The following is a 17799-nucleotide window of genomic DNA, read 5'->3' on the forward strand; positions in this document are numbered from 1 at the left end:
GATTTCAAGCCTTTGTTTATCCGGTACCTGCAAAATGGGTCCTTCCGGGGAAACCCGGACCCTTCTGGACCTGCAGCAAATAAGACGCGGGAATGAGAGAGGTTTTGTATATGACCGACAAGAAAAATCTCAGGACTCCTATAGTCTGCGTGATGGGGCACGTCGACCACGGGAAAACCACTCTGCTCGACAAGATCAGGGGTACTGCAATTGTCAGTGGAGAAGCTGGGGCGATTACCCAGCATATCGGAGCTACTGAAGTTCCTATAGACGTGATTGTCGACAAGCTCGGAGATCCAAGATTAAGGGAACGCTTCATGGTTCCGGGGCTGCTTTTTATTGATACTCCGGGACACCATGCCTTTACAACCCTCAGGAGCAGGGGAGGCGCTCTTGCCGATCTTGCAATTGTTGTTGTTGATATAAATGAAGGTTTTAAACCCCAGACCTACGAAAGCCTGCAGATCTTAAAAAGGTTCAAAACTCCTTTTGTTGTCGTTGCCAACAAGATCGACAGGATCGGCGGCTGGGTTCCACAGAAGAACATGCCTTTTGCAGCTACCTTCAAAAAGCAGTCAGGGGATGTCCAGGCACGGCTTGAAACAAAGCTCTACGAGGTAATAGGTGAACTCTATAACCAGGGCTTTGCAGCAGAGCGTTATGACCGGGTTACGAATTTCCAGAACACTCTGGGCGTAGTCCCTGTAAGTGCTTTTACAGGGGAAGGCATTCCTGATGTCCTCATGGTGCTTTTAGGTCTTGCTCAGAGGTTCCTGGAGGCAAACCTTCAGTACAGTGCCAAAGGCCCGGGAGTAGGGACTGTCCTTGAGGTAAAGGAAGAAAAAGGCCTCGGAGCAACCCTCGACGTTATTCTCTACGATGGCACATTAAAGAAAGGAGATACGGTTGTTATTGGAAGCCTGGGCGAGCCTATCCAGACAAAGGTAAGGGCTCTTTTAAAGCCAAGGGAACTTTCCGAAATCCGTTACGAGAGCAAGTTCCAGCAGGTTAAGAAGGTCACTGCTGCAGTCGGTGTGAAGATCTCGGCTCCTGACCTGGAAGGCGCACTTGCAGGCGCTCCCATAAGGGTTGCAACGGAAGAAACCCTTGAAGAGATTGTAGCTCAGGTAAAGTCTGAAATCGATGAGGTCAGGATTGATACGGGTTCAGTTGGGATAATGATTAAAGCAGATACTCTTGGCTCCCTTGAAGCCCTTGTCCACGAGTTCCAGAAAGATGAAGTCCCTATCAGGAAAGCTGAAGTAGGAGACATCTCCCACAGGGACGCGATTGAGGCTTCAACAGTTGAAGACCCCCTTTATTCTGTGCTTATAGGTTTCAATGTAAAGGTTCACCCTGACGCCAGAGATTTCCTGCAGGAAAGCAGTGTAAAGGTATTCACAAATAATGTGATCTACCGCCTGATTGAAGATTATGAGAAATACGTAAAGGAACAGCAGGAACTGGCTGAAAAGAAGATTTTCGAAACGATAATTCGCCCCGGAAAGTTCAAAATTCTTCCCGGATGCGTGTTCCGCCAGAGCAAACCCGCCGTCGTCGGGGTAAGGGTTCTTGGAGGAGTCGTGCGGACAAATGCAGAGGTCATGCTTGAAAACGGGAACGTTGTGGGTAAGATCAAGGGTCTGCAGTCCGATGGAGAAAATATTCCTTCTGCAAGGGTAGGCAAAGAAGTTGCGATGGCTATTGACGGTGCAACCGTAGGCAGGCAGATCAAAGAAGGAGACGTGCTCTATATGAACGTGCCTGAGAGGCATGCCAAAGTCCTTGAGCACGAAATCTACAATTCCCTTTCAACCGATGAAAAGGAAACTTTTGATATTTTCCTTGGACTCAAACGAAAAGATAATCCTTTCTGGGCAAAGTAATGGTTGATATGCAGGGCAGCAGCATATTCCGGATTCAGCAAGGATTCAATTGAAGAGTCAGGTAAAAATTCAGATAACGAAGGCAAGGTAAGGCAAAGGAATTATTACAGATAAATCTGATTGGAGGATTTCACATGGCAAATTTCAAAGTTGTAGTTTCTGACCCAAAAGAAGCGCATGCTTATCAGATCGACATTAAGGACGCTGAAGCAAACGCTTTAATTGGAAAATCAATAGGTGACGTTGTTGACGGTGCCATTTTCGGGCTCGCCGGCTACAAAGTTAAGATCACTGGCGGCTGCGATGGCAGCGGTTTTGTTATGAAACCGGACCTTCCAGGCCCCAGAAGACAGAGAATTCTGCTGGCAGTAGGCGTCGGCTATGTCCCCAAACATCCGGGACAGCGCAGAAGAAAGATGATGCGTGGCAGGGAAATTGCTCCTGACATCGTCCAGATCAACGCCAAAGTCGTTGAATACGGAAGCAAATCCATCAGGGCTCTTCTCGGCCTCGAAACCGCAGAAGAAGCTCCAGCAGAGTGATTTCAAGTTCCGCCTTCGGGCGGGATTTAAAATACTCTTTATTTTTCTTTTGATGTTTACTGTTTTTTGATTTTGTTTTTGTTTTTGTTTTTGTTTTTGTTTTTGATTTTGATTTTGTTTTTGTTTTTGTTTTTGTTTTTGTTTTTGTTTTTGTTTTTGTTTTGACCTTATAGTTATTTTTGTATCATAGCTTAAATCATAATTAAAAGAAACCCCAGTATAGCCATCAAACAGGGTGAAAACCCTGCAAAAAGGCCGAGAGAATAGGTAAATTTAATTTTGTATTTATATACTCATTGTCATGTCTATTTTCCTTTATGTCTTCTACGATATATTCAGTATTGTTTTCCTTTTCCACAAGATATTCATCAATTAACGTTTTTAGATTTTCTTCAGTAATTTCTTCTTTGGGAATTTTTGTCTCATTGTTCAGTATTTTCCGCTTATGGTTTTCAGTTAAACTGCGTAAGTCCTAAACAGCTATTGCGGTTATTGTATGCGAACTGCTTTTCATGAAAATCCCTTTAAGTATAACTTTTTCAGTTCACAAATCTGTGTATGCCAATTATACAGGAAACTTAGTTATCTGAATTCTGTTTACGCTGCGACCATTTTATTCCTAAAACCAAAAATATCAGTAATATTCCAAGAATTATACTTCCTTTCAAAATAGGAAGAATAGGATAGCCAAGAACAAGGTAACGTACAAAAATGAAAGCACATGCGATTACGTAGAAAATCAGCAATCTCATAGGATCTTTTTGATTTGCTTTTCTCTCACCATATATTATTTTAGATAGTGTGCTTCCAGTAAATAGTATAACCAAAAACCAGAATATTTGATCTATATTGTAAACTAAAGAAGCGTAAAGGTAAGCGAGATACAGAAGTATTGTAATAATTAGAAGACCCATATGTTCTCGAATTGACGAGGAAATTTTAGTTTTTTCATCTTTATAGAGCTCTGTGATTTTTTCGTCATGAGACTTTGAGCTCAAAATATGGTTAATTATAAAGGAAATATTATTGTTATCGATTTGTTCCTTTTTTCTATACCAGACCATAAAAGAGAAATGGATAGCTGTAAAAAAGAGGGCCAGAATAAATACCCCTGACATCCGTAGCGGGATATATCCTTCCCTATTTAGTAGCCCGATTATTAAAAAACTAATAAAAAATACTGGAAATGAACGCAATAATTCTTCTTTTACAATATAATCTATATTCATATATTGACCACCTCTGTACCTTCTGGAGGTTTAAATTTAAATTCAGTATCTTTTATGCCTGAATTTATAGAATAATTCTCATATTCTAGTGTCATCAGAAGTTTGTCACCGTTATAACTTTGGATCTTTAGCGGCATCCAGATTTTGGGATCAATCCATAAAAGACGATGCCGGCCTTCAGGTTCGCTTAGTTTACTCGAAATTACTTCGAGCTTATAAGTTTTGACTTCTCCTAAATATTCAATACCTTTGTAGTTTATAGTACAATTATCTGAAATAGAATCAATAAATTCACTATATGTTGGAGTGGAATGTAATGAATTTTGAGAAGAGTTATTCATTAACCATGTTTTGTTTTTAATCGGATCGTATTCCCATGTTAGTATTCCATCTGAACCAATTGTTAAACATATGGAAGAATTTACCCGGTCGACTCTTTTATACATATTAGGCTTTTTGATTAGAAAACTAGATTCGGTGGTTATAGATTCATTTCCTATAAACATAGTCAATTTTTCATCATAAGATATATCATATATATCTTGCTGTTTATTTATTAAGTTTTTAGAGATCGATTCTGAGTTCACTCTTTCTTCAAAACCATAATAAAAAATTGCAAAAATAATTATTGCAAAAGCAAGGAATAAACTCTTTTTTGGTACCATTTTCTCTCCTCATAAAAAATGAGAGGTTTTCACCTCTCATAAACATTAAGTATTTTTTCAGTTCAGACACACAATTGTCTGAATACATAGAAATATTTATTTGTATATAGTTTTTCTTGAACTTAATAGTTAATTGATGTTTTTATATTATTAAATATTCGCAACTATTTAGTTCCAACAAGTAACCCTAATGATTCAACTTTGCCCACTAAATGAAACCAAAATGGAATTAATCTACATATTGAAAAGGGGCTAACAGTAGTAGTTTGAGTGTTTAGTTAGTGAATAGTTACTAGTGTATCGATTCCAAAATGTGAGAATAAACCACGGATAAACACAAATGAACACTGATGGTTGTAATCCGTGTTTATCCGTGTCCATCCATGTCCATCCGTGGTTCTTGTTTGTGAATGTACTTTGAAATCGATGTACTAGTATTCAATTTATATATGCATCAATTAGCAATAAGTTCTAATGTTATTGGATTTGAACCTTGTATATGTCACATTAATAACACTGTGCCATTACAACTGCTATTTCAAGACCCATGCAAAGTGCAGCTGGTGAACAAGTTAGAATCGAAGGCATATAGTAACAAGGCGTAAGCAATGTTAAACAAACGTCACATATTGAGGGTGTTCCAGGAGGACAAACAATACCTAAAACTGAGCAAAGACAGTCATCGATAATCTCATTCCCAACACAGGTCCAGTAACCATCTTTTGTACTAGTGGTAAAGAAGTCTGCATTGGCATCTCCAATTATAGCTCCTTTGCTCACAATTTGTGTATTGAGAATTTCTCCATCGTCACTTACTCTACTTAAAGTTAATTCTTTCAATGTTTTATCTTCAAAAATTTGTGTAGAACTCATTACTTGTGCAGGTTTTTCATCACTCCATATTACAAAAACATTGGATATTTGAACAGAGATATTATCCTCAGCAATAACTTCTACTGGCAATATAACTCCTGTCACATAATCTACAGACCCATCTTCCAGTGTTTTTTCTAGGGAATAAACTTTAGCACCATCTTCAATTTGTTTCAAGTCTGTGGCAGAAGGACTTCCTGAAAGTTTTTGAACATCTTTAAGATTTAGAGCAAAAGCAATATTTTCGTACTTTTCCATTCCTGTTATCTCATTCTTTTCAATCCCACTTGCAGTGAAATCGCAAGGTGTCCCAGCCGGACAAGCCATCGCAGGCGTAACCAGTATCATACCTACAACGAGCATTATCATAAAAAGCCCGCTGATCTTTCGGATTTTGCTATTTAATCTCAATTTATTTCACCTCTTTTATTTTTGTTTAAGAGGCAAGAAACAAACTTTAAAATAGATTTAAAGTCATGTACTTCTTGCCTTCGGGCACGCAGGGTTCAGCATTGCTCTCAAACTCTACTGAATCCTGCAAAACGTTCCCACTTTCCAGAAATCCATAATCCTTTAAAAGTTTTATGTGTAAACTCTCAAACAATCAGGCATAAGAAAATATTACAAACCTGAAATAAGTTAATAAAAAAATAGTTTGAGAGCTCACACAGAAGCTATAAATAATGTTACTCACAACCTATCGATTTGTGCTGTATCTTCGATGTTTGGACATTCCTTTTAGAAAGAATGGTCAATACTTTTTTAAGGCACTATATTCTTCTAGCGGAAATAAAGTAAAACTGAACTCTACAAGGTTTTTCTAGCCCTGCAATATTGTTGCTGACGATTTTTTAGTCATGAAGTGAGAAAAGCCGGCTCCAATCGGGAAAATTGTAAAACAAACAGCATGATCAGTACAAGGGAATTTTGCTTTTATTACTGAAACTGCAAGCAATATTCAACTCCTTATTCCAAAAATAAGGCAGGTTAGGAGTTCAAGAAATCAGGAATTGAAAGAAAAAAATATTCAGACCCAAAAAGAGATTTTAGTGAGATTGCAGTTAACATATTCAAAAGCTTTTTGGTACATTAGTACTATGGAACGGACCGGTACTTTACTTGTATTTCTCTATTAAGTTTTTGTATGAAGTATTTATTTTATATATTACTCCCCTTCCCCTATTTGTTTCCTTTATAAGGCCAATTTCCTTAAGATTCTTCACATACCAGCTAATTGTACCCTTGGAAACTCCAATTTCCCGGGCCAGAGTCAAGTTGGTATTACTCTTACCATTTAGTATTTCTGAAATTATCCTTTGATTAGTAATGTTTTGAAAAGTCACAAGAATTTTTTTTTCCTTTTCGCTATACATGGAGTTGTTCTGGAAATATCTTATTTTCCCGCCATCCTCATAAGTTTCAATTTTGTTTTGGGTTTCCAGGATACTTATGTGATACAGTGCTGTCCCTCTGTTCAATCCTGTGTTTTTCACAATCTCGCTAAAATAAGCTCCAGGTTTAGTTATTATATAAGCATAAATGCAATTCCGGTTAGGGTTGTCAAGTATATTTACACGTTCTGTAATCTTGAATCCGAGTATTACGAAAATAATCCTCCCAGGGTACAGTAATGTATCTATTACCGACAGGATATTCATCGCTGCCAGCCAGAGCAAAAACTGCCAGTAGGGTATTACGGTATCTTCTAATATCTGTACATCCTCTCCGGCTACGGATACTCCAAATTCATCACCTGGTGCTGGGCTTACGATATATTCCGTAGCTCCGGCTGCCATTATTAAAAATAAAGAAAAAAAGAGAAGGAGATAGATTCTCCTGCAATTAATGCTGCGCAACAGTAAACGTGTAATCTTCAGTACCACTAACCGATTCTCCGTAGACTTTGAACATCCATGTTCCCTGTTCCACATATCCCTGTGAGGGATCTATATTAAGGCGTATCCTGCCGTTCACACTTCCGTCATAGTTATCCCGGTAAGGTTCCGATTTTGCTTCCTGATGGGGTGTAAATGCTAAGAGCCAGGGAATCACTCGTATCCCCCCAGTTCAAATCCACTTCAAGATAATCTACTCCTGAGCCTACGTTTACATTGTGAGTTATAGTCTGCCCCTGGATTATGTACTGGGTTGATCGTAGAGAATAAACGGAATTTTCAGTACTAAGAGAATTTTCTACCCAGGGACTAACAATGTACTCTATTCCAGAAAAAGCCGGAACATCTTCCGTGTCAGAATTTTCCGCGTATTCCTCTTCGGCTGAAACCGCAGGAACAGAAATTAATCCTATAATTATGCATAATATTAATATTTTCCATCATTTCATATTATCGTCCAAAAAAAGATTGAAAGTCCGGCTATATATAGCTTCTGTGTAAACTCTCAAACAATCATTGTTACAGTCTTTATGAAAGATTGTTAATAAATTAAAAGGATTGTCAGAAAAAAGACGCTGTAAGACCCTCTATCCGGCATATTTCGTCAAAAAAAGAGATATTGTGAGGATGTATTTTCGTCCTCAACGTCAGAATAAAATCATAAGTATTATAAATTATTCTGAGAGACTTCAAAGAAGCTGCTTTCCGGCTCCTGCTCCGGATTTGCACTCATAAACTTCCGTGATCTTCATGACGGCAAGGGCTTTTGCAGGGAACCTGTCTCCCATGCTCTTGACCATCTTATGCATCTTCTCATAGTCTTCTCCTTCGGTTTTGATCTCAAAGTCTCCTTTTATCTGGTAGCACCCCTTGACCTCGGGCCCCCAGACATAGATTGCACCCCTCGGGTTTTCTTCAAGGTTCTTGCGGGTCTTATAAAAGTAGTTATCTGCAATCCAGATCGTTTCTCTGTCTTCCTGGAGCTTACAAAAGCCGATTGGTATTACGTTGGGATCTCCGTTTCCGGAAGCCGTTGCAAAGGGAAATATTTTCATTTTTGCAAAATCTTCTGTCATTTCGCTGCTTAATTTGACCATTAACTTCACTCCTTCATTGAATCTATTTTATTAATATGGCTACAATGAATATATAACTTTGAAGGTACTAAAAAGAAATAATTGAAATGTTTTTTAAGTCCTGCGTTTAGTCCCCTAAATAAAAAATATTGGAAAATGATAGAAAAAATATTGAAAATTATGGAAAAAAATAGAAAAAGTATGAGAATGTGGAGAAAAGATAGTTAAATGAAGCAAAAGTGAAGAAATGAGATAGGGGAAAAGAAAACAGGATAAAAGTAATGAAGACAAGAGGAAAAGATATAGAGGGTCAGCTTCCGGAAACAAAACCTTAAACCTGACCCATGTGCCTATCAACAGTTTAAAATCTTATCCAGGAAATATTGGTGGATTCGCAAATCATTAGTTAATTCCGGGTGGAATGCCAGAGCCAGCACATTTCCCTGCTCTGCAGCAATAATCATTTCTTCAAGCCTGGAAAGCACCTTCACGCCAGGCCCACAGCTTACGATTCCAGGAGCCCGGATAAACACCCCGGTAAAAGGAGAATCAAGAATATCAACTTCAAGTTCCGCCTCAAAAGAATCTCTCTGTCTCCCAAAAGCGTTCCTGTTAACCCTTGTATCCATAATCCCGAGCAGTTCCTGGCTGGTCTTTGCCACCTGCTCATCCCCTTCCTTTGCAAGCACAATCAGCCCTGCACAGGTCCCGAGAATCGGAATTTCCCTTGCAGCCGCCTCCTTAATCTCCTCTGCAATCCCCTCACGAGCGAGCAGCCTGCAAAGCGTCGTACTCTCCCCGCCAGGAATCACAATTCCGCTGCACTCCGGCACAATTCCCTTATGCTTAATCGCAACTACCTCAGCCTCAACCCCTCTCTCTGCAAGGGCTCTCTTCAAAGCATCAACATGCTCAGAAACCGCTCCCTGAATAGCGATTACACCTATTTTCATTAAAAACACCATTTTCCAGAAATTAATCATTTATTTGTTGAATCAAAAACCCTAAAAAAATAAATTGATTTAATTCTTACAAAACTGCAAGAATAAATATGTTTTTAAAAAATTGAATTATAAGTCCGCTTGAGCGGAGTTCACTGCATAACCCACAAATTAATCCGCTTGAGCGCAGCGAAAAGGACCGCGGGCTCCCGAGTCGCAATTCGGGCAGCGAAACTCGGGTATTTCCGCTCGGGGTTAATTAGTGGATTTCACCAGCCGCGTTCCTGAAGAGCTTCCTCGACAGGGATCGTGTCTACACTGATGCCTTTCATTCCGGCGCCTATGCCTTTTGAAATCTCGGCAAGTTTTGCAGGGTTATCGTAGTTATTTACAGCTTCAACGATTGCTTTTGCCATCTTTTCAGGGTTTTCGGCTTTGAAAATACCTGAGCCTACAAAAACCCCGTCTGCACCAAGGCGCATCATAAGAGCTGCATCTGCAGGGGTTGCAACTCCGCCGGCTGCAAAGTTTACTACAATCAGGCGCTGCATTTTAGCGGTTTCCATAACAAGTTCGATAGGAGCTTCGATTTCCCTGGCAACCATTATAAGTTCTTCTTTGGTCTTGCCTGCAAGGGCACGGATTTCCCCCTGAATCTGCTTCATGTGCTTTACTGCCTGGCTGACGTCACCTGTACCGGCTTCTCCTTTCGTCCGGATCATGGCTGCTCCTTCGTTGATCCTGCGGAGGGCTTCTCCGAGGTTTCTGGCTCCGCAGACAAAGGGCACTGTAAACTGTGTTTTGTCTATGTGATAGAAAGGATCGGCAGGAGTAAGGACTTCGGACTCATCTACCATGTCAACGCCGAGTGCCTCTAAAATTTCGGCTTCGACAAAGTGTCCGATCCTTGCCTTTGCCATTACAGGGATGGTAACCGTATCAATGATCTGCTGGACGATTTCGGGGTCTGCCATACGGGCAACTCCACCTTCTTTTCTAATATCTGCAGGGACAGCCTGAAGGGCCATAACAGCAACTGCTCCGGCTTCTTCTGCGATCCTGGCCTGTTCTGGAGTTGTAACGTCCATGATCACACCCCCCTTCTGCATCCGTGCAAAGCCCCGCTTGATAAGTTCGGTCCCATGTCTCAATTTTTCAAAGTCCATGAATGTCATCCTCTTTGTTTTGATCAGATTTCTAAGATATAATACCGTGGGAAGTATTTCCCACAGGTGAAACGGCCATCAAGCCCTTTCCACCAGTTACAACCAACAGGTTGCGGTTTTCAGTATGCTGTTTCTCCAGTGAATTGTGAATACGCTCAATAGTTAAAAGCATTATTTAAGCTATTCCTTAATTGTAGAGTTCAGTACAAATTAACTTACAATGATTTAAAATTTTTTATATTATATATGGAGAGTTAACATCTTTAATAACTGTCCTGTATCTCAGGTGAGAGTTAACATCTTTAATAACTGTCCTGTACCTCAGGTTATTTATCCCGATGTACTCTGGAGCCTTAATGTAATTCTTTGCAGTACTTCCAAAAATAACTTTTATAAGTTGACTTTTTGGTTTGGGTTAACTATCTTAGTCTTCATATAATTTCAGTCTTCATAATATATCCGGTAGTGTTTGATATGATTCCTGCAATAAAACACAGAAATAAAATCTGAATCTCCAACGCTCAACTCTTTGATATAAAGTTTTTGTAAATTACCGGAGAGATAAGATGTAAAGTTATTTTTAAAGGGGTATATGTTTCTTTAATATATAGAGGTTTTAGACAGATATGCGAGGGAATACATGAAAAAATAATTATAAGATGTGCTGAGTCATCATATACAGATTATTTTTTTCCGGATAGTTTCTGGATTTCAGGTACTTACTAATTTCAGGCAATTACTAATTTCAGGCAATTAATATTTACTTACGTTCGGGGGAACTGGAAAATGAAGATTAAACGTCTGGTTGTATTATTGTTATGTGTTTTTTTGCTTACCGTACTTAGCGTGTTACCGGCACATGCCCAGATGGGGCCGGTAGGCGGTCCAGGTCCGGGAATGGGTTCTGGAATAAGGCAGGGTTACGGTTTTGCGCAGTATGACGGCAGGTTTGATGGTTTTGGGTCAATGACTTTTGAAGAAGCCACAGAGATCTTCGGGGTTCAGGTTGGAGATGCGATCTCTGACCTTGAGCTTCCGGAAGATATGGATATGCAGCTTACCATTCTGGAGATTGAAGAGCTGTATGGGGTCTCAGGGCAGGAAATTGCCAGTTACATGGTAATGAATATGCAGCAGCTGAATACGACCCTTAACCTGAGGGAAAGGCTCTTGATGCGCCAGCAAGTCATTCAGGTAATGAGAGCAGGTAGAGGCAATGGGATGTATTTCATGCGTCAGGGAAATTGTGCCTGTGGAAACTTTACCACTTTCACCTTCAACGAAAGCGGGGCAATAGAACATTTCGCTGTAGGAGGAAGCCTGCTCTTTGATTCGGTTGAGATTTTGGACTTTGAGTACCTTGACGAACAGATTACAGAAACAACAGCCTTTTACCAGGGCGTTGACAGCCAGATCCTGATTCAGGATTCTCCTATGGGGATTTTCCAGGTAAGGGCTTTTGCAGATAAAACAGTTACTTACAACCTTGCAGAGGGAATAACGGCAAGCCTGGAAGAGACTATTTCCAGCGGGTTTGAGAATGCAATTCCCATAAAAATTACCTCCGATAATTTCGAGGGATACCTCCTGTTTTTCAGTAATCCCCTTGCCGAAAATTCTGATGTATCTATTAACGGAACTGAAGCAGAAATCTCAGAAGACAAAATCATAGTCTATCTCGTAGAAGATAGTGTGGTAATGTTCAGGGCAATCCCGATGCTGCCTTCATTGATGCAGACCGGATACAGATACAGTAATAATTATACCTACATGCATCAGGTGCTTAACAGGGAAATAGCAACCGGAAGATTCGGAGCTGAGATAGTTCTCCGTGCAGGTTCGGATTATGTTCCGGTCACGAATTACGCCCCAGTTGACCTGAAAGTGAGGGAAAGGGATCGGGACCGCATTGTACTTGGTGTCGAATCTGAAATGCCAGCTGGAAGAGTCATTTGTATAAATGTAGACAATGAAACCATTAACCTCACCAATCCCGACCGTCTGAGGCTCAGATATGACGGTGCAATAATTGAAGAAGCTGACAGCATTGACGAACTCTTTGCAGGCGGAAACAGCTCCCTTTGCTACAGGTTATACGAAAATGGAACAGCTTCAATTGCAGTATATATCCCGCAGTTTTCGGAACACGAGATTATAATAGATCTTGAGCCCGAAGGAGAGGAAGGTTCAGCAAATCTGGAAACGGTCCTGGATGAAGAGGACCTGGAAACCGAGCCTGTAGCTCAGGATGAAGAAGGGGAAACAGAACCTTCTCCAGCTTTTGAGTTAGGGTTTGCAGTTACAGGTCTGGCAATAGCATACGGGCTGAGACACAGGAAATAAAACCCAGCACATGAGTTCTGTATCAGGAGTCCGGTAATCTTATCCCTCAAAGATTGGGATTTTTATTTCAGATTCCTGATTTATTACCTTAACTCTGCCACATATAGGAATTAACTAATTCCAATGGTCAACGCCTTTGATTGCGTTTTTGAGGTTTTTAGTTTTCACTGAGTTTGTACACGCACTATTCTAACGGTCTTTCTATTCAGCAATTCCTTCACAGTTTCATATTGAAACCCCATGGTCCCTAAATCTGTGACAAACCACTTTGGAGTATGACTGCAAACAACATCCAGCCTGTTGAATTCTCCATTTTTTAGATAGGGGATCAGAATTCTCTTTGAAGTCAAATCCGGATTCTTAAACATGATTTCTTCTATATTAATCGAAAAATCACCTTTATTCACACCGGGTTCCAGAAATTCCATGATGTCAAACTTGCAGGGTTCTTCCTGCCGCTTCTCAATTGCCTCAAGCATCTCTTTTTTGATCGAATCAAGAACATCCAGCACGCCGCTTTCCACAAGGAAGATGTCAAAACCTGCTGCCTGAAAAGTGCCAGAAGCAATTCCCGGGATTTCACTTGCAACCACTACTTTTACATCACCAAGCTGCTTTACGGTATCTGCTACAGCCGTGCGTACAGCAGCCATTCCTTTCGCATTGAAAACTTGATTTTCAAAACGGTTCAGGACCTTCCATTCCCCGCCGTCTTCCTCATATACTGCAATGAACCCAGGTTTGAATATTGAACTCGTTTGCTGGTTATCGTTTTCCACAACTGCAATTTTCAAGGTGCATCCTCCTTTCATAAAAATAACCTGTAAAAGTACAAAGTAATAGCACAGAGTAATGATACATTGTATTTCTGATTCAAGAAAATGAATTTGAAACTATATATTGGCATTCAACTGTTAAAAAAAGCAATAAAAAAGATATCCTGAACCTACAACATGTAAGTCAGATATCTATCTAAAGTCTGGAGTCAACTATCCGCTAAATCTTAAGATTTAACAGATCCCCCTGTTAAGGGTTTATGAAAGATCAGTAAGTCCATCCGATTTTGAATGTCAACTTCCCGCGATCTTACAATTCAGACTTAATCTTATTATTCAGACTTAATTTACTATCTGGTTGATTTTGTTGTAAAACTCCACTATTAACTTTGCTGCTTCGCTGTCCATGTTTAGCTGGAAAGTTCGGATTTGCTTTCCGAGGGGTTTTTCCAGGATAACGCCTGACTCGATCAAAGGTGTGATGACCCTTGATACACTGGAGTGAGACAACCCGGTTGCTTCGGCTATTCCTGAAAGGTAGGTCGGTTCGTTCTGGTTTTCGATCAGGTTTTTAAGGACTGTCATCTGTGCGGTTTTACCAAATATTTTTTCCATTGAATCCATTGATATCATCCCAGAGGTGGCTATTCTTTATATGTGATTCTCAGTTCAATAACTATCTGCGGTTATATACTTATTGCTATATTGGACAGATTAGAGATCTGTACAAAATCATCTCAATATTTGGATGCCCTGTTCTATCGATAATGTGTGATAAATTTATGATGATTTGGGTTACCGTGCAAGGATAAGTTTTTATTTGAATTATCGTCAGGACATTTCAGCAAATTTTTAGCATCGTATTTCCACTCTTCTGGAACTAGTATGCTACTTTTACTTCCGTCACCTCTAGCTTTCCTGCTTAAAAAATCGATACCAAGATCAGCGTCTGGTGATCGGTTGCCGTTTACATCCACCAGAGGAAATATTCTTACTTCCCTTGAAACCCTGCACAATTCTGCCAGCGATACCAGATGAAACTCCAGCAGCTGGCATCCTGAGCCTTTCAAGCTCCTCAACCGAGTTGATTTCCTGCCAGACGAATTTATCCTGGTTCTTCCGCCGGGTGTCAATTACATAACAACAGGTTTCACCGATCCTCTGTTGGATCTGATAAGCACTGAAAGAATAAACAGGATCGATATATGTGATATTCTCGCCTCTTTCCGTAAGCTCTGTGTTGAAGCTTGCCGGACCGTACCCGCACCCAGAATCTTTCGCTTGGATCGGCAGGGGTCAGGCTAAACATCCTTACATACTCGTTGAAAGACTTGCCCCAGGGCTTGATACCCGGATATAATGTTATCATATTGTGTACACCAGGGCTTGATACCCGGATATAAAGTTATCATATTGTGTACACTATAGATTATAAATGTATATATATAAAAACTATCTTAGTCCTCCTCTAGGTCTAAAACTTTAATTGAATAACCCCAACACTCAATTCTATGTTTACTCCCTTTTCGAACCAGTGACCCTTCACCTATTCCCCTCAAAAAGAACCAGTAACCCTTCACCTATTCCCCTCAAAAAGAACCAAACCCTTCATCTATTCCCCTCAAAAAGAACCAGTAACCCTTCACCTATTCCCCTCAAAAAGAACCAAACCCTTCACCTATTCCCCTCGAAAAATATGTAATACTCTAGGACACTGTTCCTCAGGGTACGCACGGATATATTCCAGTACATCGCTCATTTTTGTGCTAAACATGGAGACAGATGTTTCTGCACATCCGTAATAAATTCGGATCTCATCCATCACCGCGATTCATTCGCAAGGAAAAACGACATAGTTGACATCACCACCGTGGGCATAAGCCAATTTTGTAGAAATCATCCTCTGCGATCCATTATCTTATAATACCTCACTTTCATAAAATCGGTGATAACGAAAGCTACAAGTGCATAGATCCAGACAAAACCTGCCAGTTTCCATCCCAGAGCAGACACGTAGATTCCGTATACTGCAACCAGGGTTGCCAGCAGTTTTGTAATTACCGCAGCCCAAAAAAGGAGCTTTCCCGGAGGGGGGGACCAGAAATGTCCCCTGTTGCGGGCAACGAATATCGTCAGGTGCCCGGCTACGGCAAGTTTCAGGAAGATAAAAGACTGCAGTACCCCTGGACTGAGGTAAAGAACCCTGGCTCCAATATAGTATATCAGGAATGAAGCAATCACACCTATAATTCCCAGAAATGTGGACATTTTCAGGACTTCGCGCATGTTCCATTTTTCTGGTTTCTGAGAATAATGCACATTATCATATGCAATAGCCATTATAGGAGCATCATTGAAAATTGCAAGCAAAACAATCATTACAGCGGTTACGGGATAAAAATTAAACACAATTATTGTAGTGGCAATAAAAAAAAGCACCCGGACAGTTTCGGCAATTCTGTAGATGGAATAGCTCTTCATCCTCTGGAATATTTTGCGGCTTTCCTTTATTGCATTAATAATGACCGAGAGACCTGATATTGTAAACACGATATCTGCAGCTGATTTTGCAGCATCTGTAGCCCCCGAAACAGCAATTCCCGCATCAGCCATTTTCAGGGCAGGTACGTCGTTAACTCCATCGCCTGTCATGCCGACGATATGTCCTTCTTTCTGAAGGAGTCCAACGATCCTGTATTTGTGCTCGGGAAAGACCTGGGCAAACCCGTCTGCTTTCTCTACAATTTCCTGGGCTTCAGAATCAGATTTTTCTGTGAAATCGTCAGCTGTAATTATATTCGTGCCAAGGCCTACCTGACTTGCTATCTCCTTAGCAATGGCGATGTGATCCCCGGTTACCATTTTCACGTCCACGTTAAGGGAGTTTGCTGTCTTTATGGTCTCTGCGGAATCTTCATGCGGTGGATCATAAAGTCCCAGAAGCCCTGCAAATCTGTATTTTCCCTCCTTTTCCACACACACTCCCAGGGCACGATATCCTTTTGAAGCCAGAGAATCTACTTTTTCTTTTACTTTTTGCCCTATCTCTTCTTTATCACCTGACATGTCCAGAATAACCTGGGGAGCACCTTTGGCAACTTTTAATTCCCCTTCAGGCCCTTCAACCGTAGCCTCGGTGTGCTTTATGACAGGGTCGAATGGCGTGAACCCTTTAACTTCATAAGAACCTATTTTATCTTTAACGGTTTCTTCAACCTTTGCCTTCAGGAGGATTGCATTATCTATCGGGTCATTGTCCTCCTCCCTTGAAGCAAGCGAGCCGTAGAGCAGAAGGTCGTTTCCCTTAAAGCTTCCGAAAGGCACGAATTCGGATAATTTTAATTTGTTCTGGGTGATTGTGCCGGTTTTGTCTGAACATAGAACATCCATTCCAGCCATTTCCTCTATAGAGACCAGTTTGCTGACAATAGCTCCTTTTTTTGCGAGTTCAGTGGCTCCCACGGCCATTGAAACGGACATTACAGCAGGAAGAGCTGCCGGAATTGCAGCTACGATCAAAACAAGAGCAAACTGAAGGGTTTCCAGAAAAGGAGTGTGCCTGAAAAGCTCTTCTATAACTAAAACAATCGCAACAATAAAGCCTGCAAGGACAATCAGGTAATTTCCGATATTGAGTACCGCTTTTTGAAAGTGACTCCTGGTCCGGATCTCGGCCACCAGTTTGGTTGTCTTTCCAAAATAGGTATTCATGCCCGTAGCAACAACCAGTGCATTCATCTCCCCTTTCTGGATAACGGATCCCGAATAGGCAATATCATCGGATTTTTTTTCTACAGGCAGAGATTCCCCCGTAAGGGCTGATTCATCTACCTGCAGATACTCTCCTTCGAGGAGCTTAAGGTCGGCAGGCACAATATCTCCCGAACGTACGCGGACTACATCTCCGGGGACGAGTTTCTGTGCAGGTATTTGGGCCCATTGCCCTCCTCTAAGTACCCTGGCATTAAGGGCCATTTTTTGCTTAAGGAGTTCAATGGCATTGTCAGCCTTGTTTTCCTGCCAGAACCCCACGACCCCGTTTAAGAGCAGGAGTAAGGAGATTATCACAAAATCTTCCCATCGCTGGATGACCGCTGAAATTCCAGCTGCTATTTCGATCATCCAGGGGATGGGACCCCAGAAATAACTGAAAAATTTTTTAAGAGGGTTTGCCTTCTTTTCTTCAAGTTCATTAAAGCCATACTGATTAAGCCGGTTCTCAGCTTCCGACGAAGAAATTCCCTTGTTACTGGAATCAAGTTTTTTTAGGATTTCACTTGCAGGTAAATCCTTTATTTCGTCAACTTTGAGCTCCACTTTTTCTTTCATAAATACCCCCAAACCATGATTGTCCCCTTAATCAAAAATACCCAATAATGAATATTCTTAACAATGAACCTTAAGTTA

The 17799-nt window shown here is 40.8% G+C and carries 15 protein-coding genes; 3 read left to right on the plus strand and 12 right to left on the minus strand.

The window, feature by feature from the left end; genetic code table 11:
- Positions 1-110: 110 nt before the first annotated feature.
- Positions 111-1886, plus strand: coding sequence for a translation initiation factor IF-2 (gene infB, locus MSWH1_RS06840; protein ID WP_048127230.1), 1776 nt, complete (start codon positions 111-113; stop codon positions 1884-1886).
- Positions 1887-2020: 134 nt separating this feature from the next.
- A complete protein-coding gene (locus MSWH1_RS06845) occupies positions 2021-2428 on the plus strand; it encodes a 30S ribosomal protein S6e (RefSeq protein ID WP_048127231.1) in 408 nt (135 codons plus the stop codon).
- Positions 2429-3006: 578 nt separating this feature from the next.
- On the opposite strand, the gene MSWH1_RS06850 is transcribed toward MSWH1_RS06845, so the two are convergent.
- From MSWH1_RS06850 to pdxS, 8 genes are all read right to left on the minus strand, one after another.
- The gene (locus MSWH1_RS06850) at positions 3007-3657 is read right to left on the minus strand and encodes a hypothetical protein (RefSeq protein ID WP_048124894.1); all 651 of its coding nucleotides are present in this window, start codon (positions 3655-3657) and stop codon (positions 3007-3009) included.
- Positions 3654-4322: an outer membrane lipoprotein-sorting protein gene (locus MSWH1_RS06855; RefSeq protein ID WP_048124893.1), complete on the minus strand. Its 669-nt coding sequence runs from the start codon at positions 4320-4322 to the stop codon at positions 3654-3656. Before MSWH1_RS06855 ends, MSWH1_RS06850 begins: the two co-directional genes overlap by 4 nt.
- 507 nt (positions 4323-4829) lie before the next feature.
- Entirely contained in the window at positions 4830-5564 is a 735-nt protein-coding gene (locus MSWH1_RS06860) for a hypothetical protein (protein ID WP_231591921.1), read from the minus strand.
- A 746-nt stretch (positions 5565-6310) separates the two neighbouring features.
- Positions 6311-6991, minus strand: coding sequence for a winged helix-turn-helix transcriptional regulator (locus MSWH1_RS06865; RefSeq protein ID WP_156148096.1), 681 nt, complete (start codon positions 6989-6991; stop codon positions 6311-6313).
- Between the two features lie 46 nt (positions 6992-7037).
- A complete protein-coding gene (locus MSWH1_RS19940) occupies positions 7038-7247 on the minus strand; it encodes a hypothetical protein (RefSeq protein WP_231591923.1) in 210 nt (69 codons plus the stop codon).
- Positions 7248-7779: 532 nt separating this feature from the next.
- Positions 7780-8187, minus strand: a complete 408-nt coding sequence (locus MSWH1_RS06875) for a pyridoxamine 5'-phosphate oxidase family protein (protein ID WP_048127234.1) — start codon at positions 8185-8187, stop codon at positions 7780-7782.
- Between the two features lie 332 nt (positions 8188-8519).
- A complete protein-coding gene (gene pdxT / locus MSWH1_RS06880; RefSeq protein WP_048127236.1) occupies positions 8520-9119 on the minus strand; it encodes a pyridoxal 5'-phosphate synthase glutaminase subunit PdxT in 600 nt (199 codons plus the stop codon).
- A 257-nt stretch (positions 9120-9376) separates the two neighbouring features.
- Positions 9377-10273, minus strand: a complete 897-nt coding sequence (gene pdxS / locus MSWH1_RS06885) for a pyridoxal 5'-phosphate synthase lyase subunit PdxS (RefSeq protein ID WP_048127238.1) — start codon at positions 10271-10273, stop codon at positions 9377-9379.
- A gap of 786 nt (positions 10274-11059) precedes the next feature.
- Between pdxS and MSWH1_RS06890 the strand changes: the two genes are divergently transcribed.
- The gene (locus MSWH1_RS06890; RefSeq protein WP_048127240.1) at positions 11060-12616 is read left to right on the plus strand and encodes an MAST domain-containing protein; all 1557 of its coding nucleotides are present in this window, start codon (positions 11060-11062) and stop codon (positions 12614-12616) included.
- Positions 12617-12780: 164 nt separating this feature from the next.
- Here the strand turns inward: MSWH1_RS06890 and anfO are convergent, their stop codons facing one another.
- The 4 genes from anfO to MSWH1_RS06910 all read right to left on the minus strand — a co-directional run bounded on the left by anfO (position 12781) and on the right by MSWH1_RS06910 (position 17721).
- The gene (anfO, locus tag MSWH1_RS06895; protein WP_048130279.1) at positions 12781-13410 is read right to left on the minus strand and encodes a Fe-only nitrogenase accessory protein AnfO; all 630 of its coding nucleotides are present in this window, start codon (positions 13408-13410) and stop codon (positions 12781-12783) included.
- Between the two features lie 324 nt (positions 13411-13734).
- On the minus strand, positions 13735-14016 hold the full coding sequence (locus MSWH1_RS06900) for a MarR family transcriptional regulator (RefSeq protein ID WP_048127243.1): 282 nt from the start codon (positions 14014-14016) through the stop codon (positions 13735-13737).
- Positions 14017-14150: 134 nt separating this feature from the next.
- Positions 14151-14462: a hypothetical protein gene (locus MSWH1_RS19945; RefSeq protein WP_231585632.1), complete on the minus strand. Its 312-nt coding sequence runs from the start codon at positions 14460-14462 to the stop codon at positions 14151-14153.
- A gap of 826 nt (positions 14463-15288) precedes the next feature.
- Positions 15289-17721: a plasma-membrane proton-efflux P-type ATPase gene (locus MSWH1_RS06910; RefSeq protein WP_048127247.1), complete on the minus strand. Its 2433-nt coding sequence runs from the start codon at positions 17719-17721 to the stop codon at positions 15289-15291.
- Positions 17722-17799: the final 78 nt, after the last annotated feature.

Source organism: Methanosarcina sp. WH1, assembly GCF_000970005.1.
Lineage (GTDB): Archaea > Halobacteriota > Methanosarcinia > Methanosarcinales > Methanosarcinaceae > Methanosarcina.

Coding starts and splice junctions, on each gene's coding strand:
- MSWH1_RS06900 (WP_048127243.1), bottom strand. CDS start 14,016: ATGGATTCAATGGAAAAAATATTTGGTAAAACCGCACAGATGACAGTC.
- pdxS (WP_048127238.1), bottom strand. CDS start 10,273: ATGGACTTTGAAAAATTGAGACATGGGACCGAACTTATCAAGCGGGGC.
- MSWH1_RS06850 (WP_048124894.1), bottom strand. CDS start 3,657: ATGAATATAGATTATATTGTAAAAGAAGAATTATTGCGTTCATTTCCA.
- MSWH1_RS06890 (WP_048127240.1), top strand. CDS start 11,060: ATGAAGATTAAACGTCTGGTTGTATTATTGTTATGTGTTTTTTTGCTT.
- MSWH1_RS06855 (WP_048124893.1), bottom strand. CDS start 4,322: ATGGTACCAAAAAAGAGTTTATTCCTTGCTTTTGCAATAATTATTTTT.
- MSWH1_RS06910 (WP_048127247.1), bottom strand. CDS start 17,721: ATGAAAGAAAAAGTGGAGCTCAAAGTTGACGAAATAAAGGATTTACCT.
- pdxT (WP_048127236.1), bottom strand. CDS start 9,119: ATGAAAATAGGTGTAATCGCTATTCAGGGAGCGGTTTCTGAGCATGTT.
- MSWH1_RS06865 (WP_156148096.1), bottom strand. CDS start 6,991: ATGGCAGCCGGAGCTACGGAATATATCGTAAGCCCAGCACCAGGTGAT.
- infB (WP_048127230.1), top strand. CDS start 111: ATGACCGACAAGAAAAATCTCAGGACTCCTATAGTCTGCGTGATGGGG.
- MSWH1_RS06845 (WP_048127231.1), top strand. CDS start 2,021: ATGGCAAATTTCAAAGTTGTAGTTTCTGACCCAAAAGAAGCGCATGCT.
- MSWH1_RS06875 (WP_048127234.1), bottom strand. CDS start 8,187: ATGGTCAAATTAAGCAGCGAAATGACAGAAGATTTTGCAAAAATGAAA.
- MSWH1_RS06860 (WP_231591921.1), bottom strand. CDS start 5,564: ATGATAATGCTCGTTGTAGGTATGATACTGGTTACGCCTGCGATGGCT.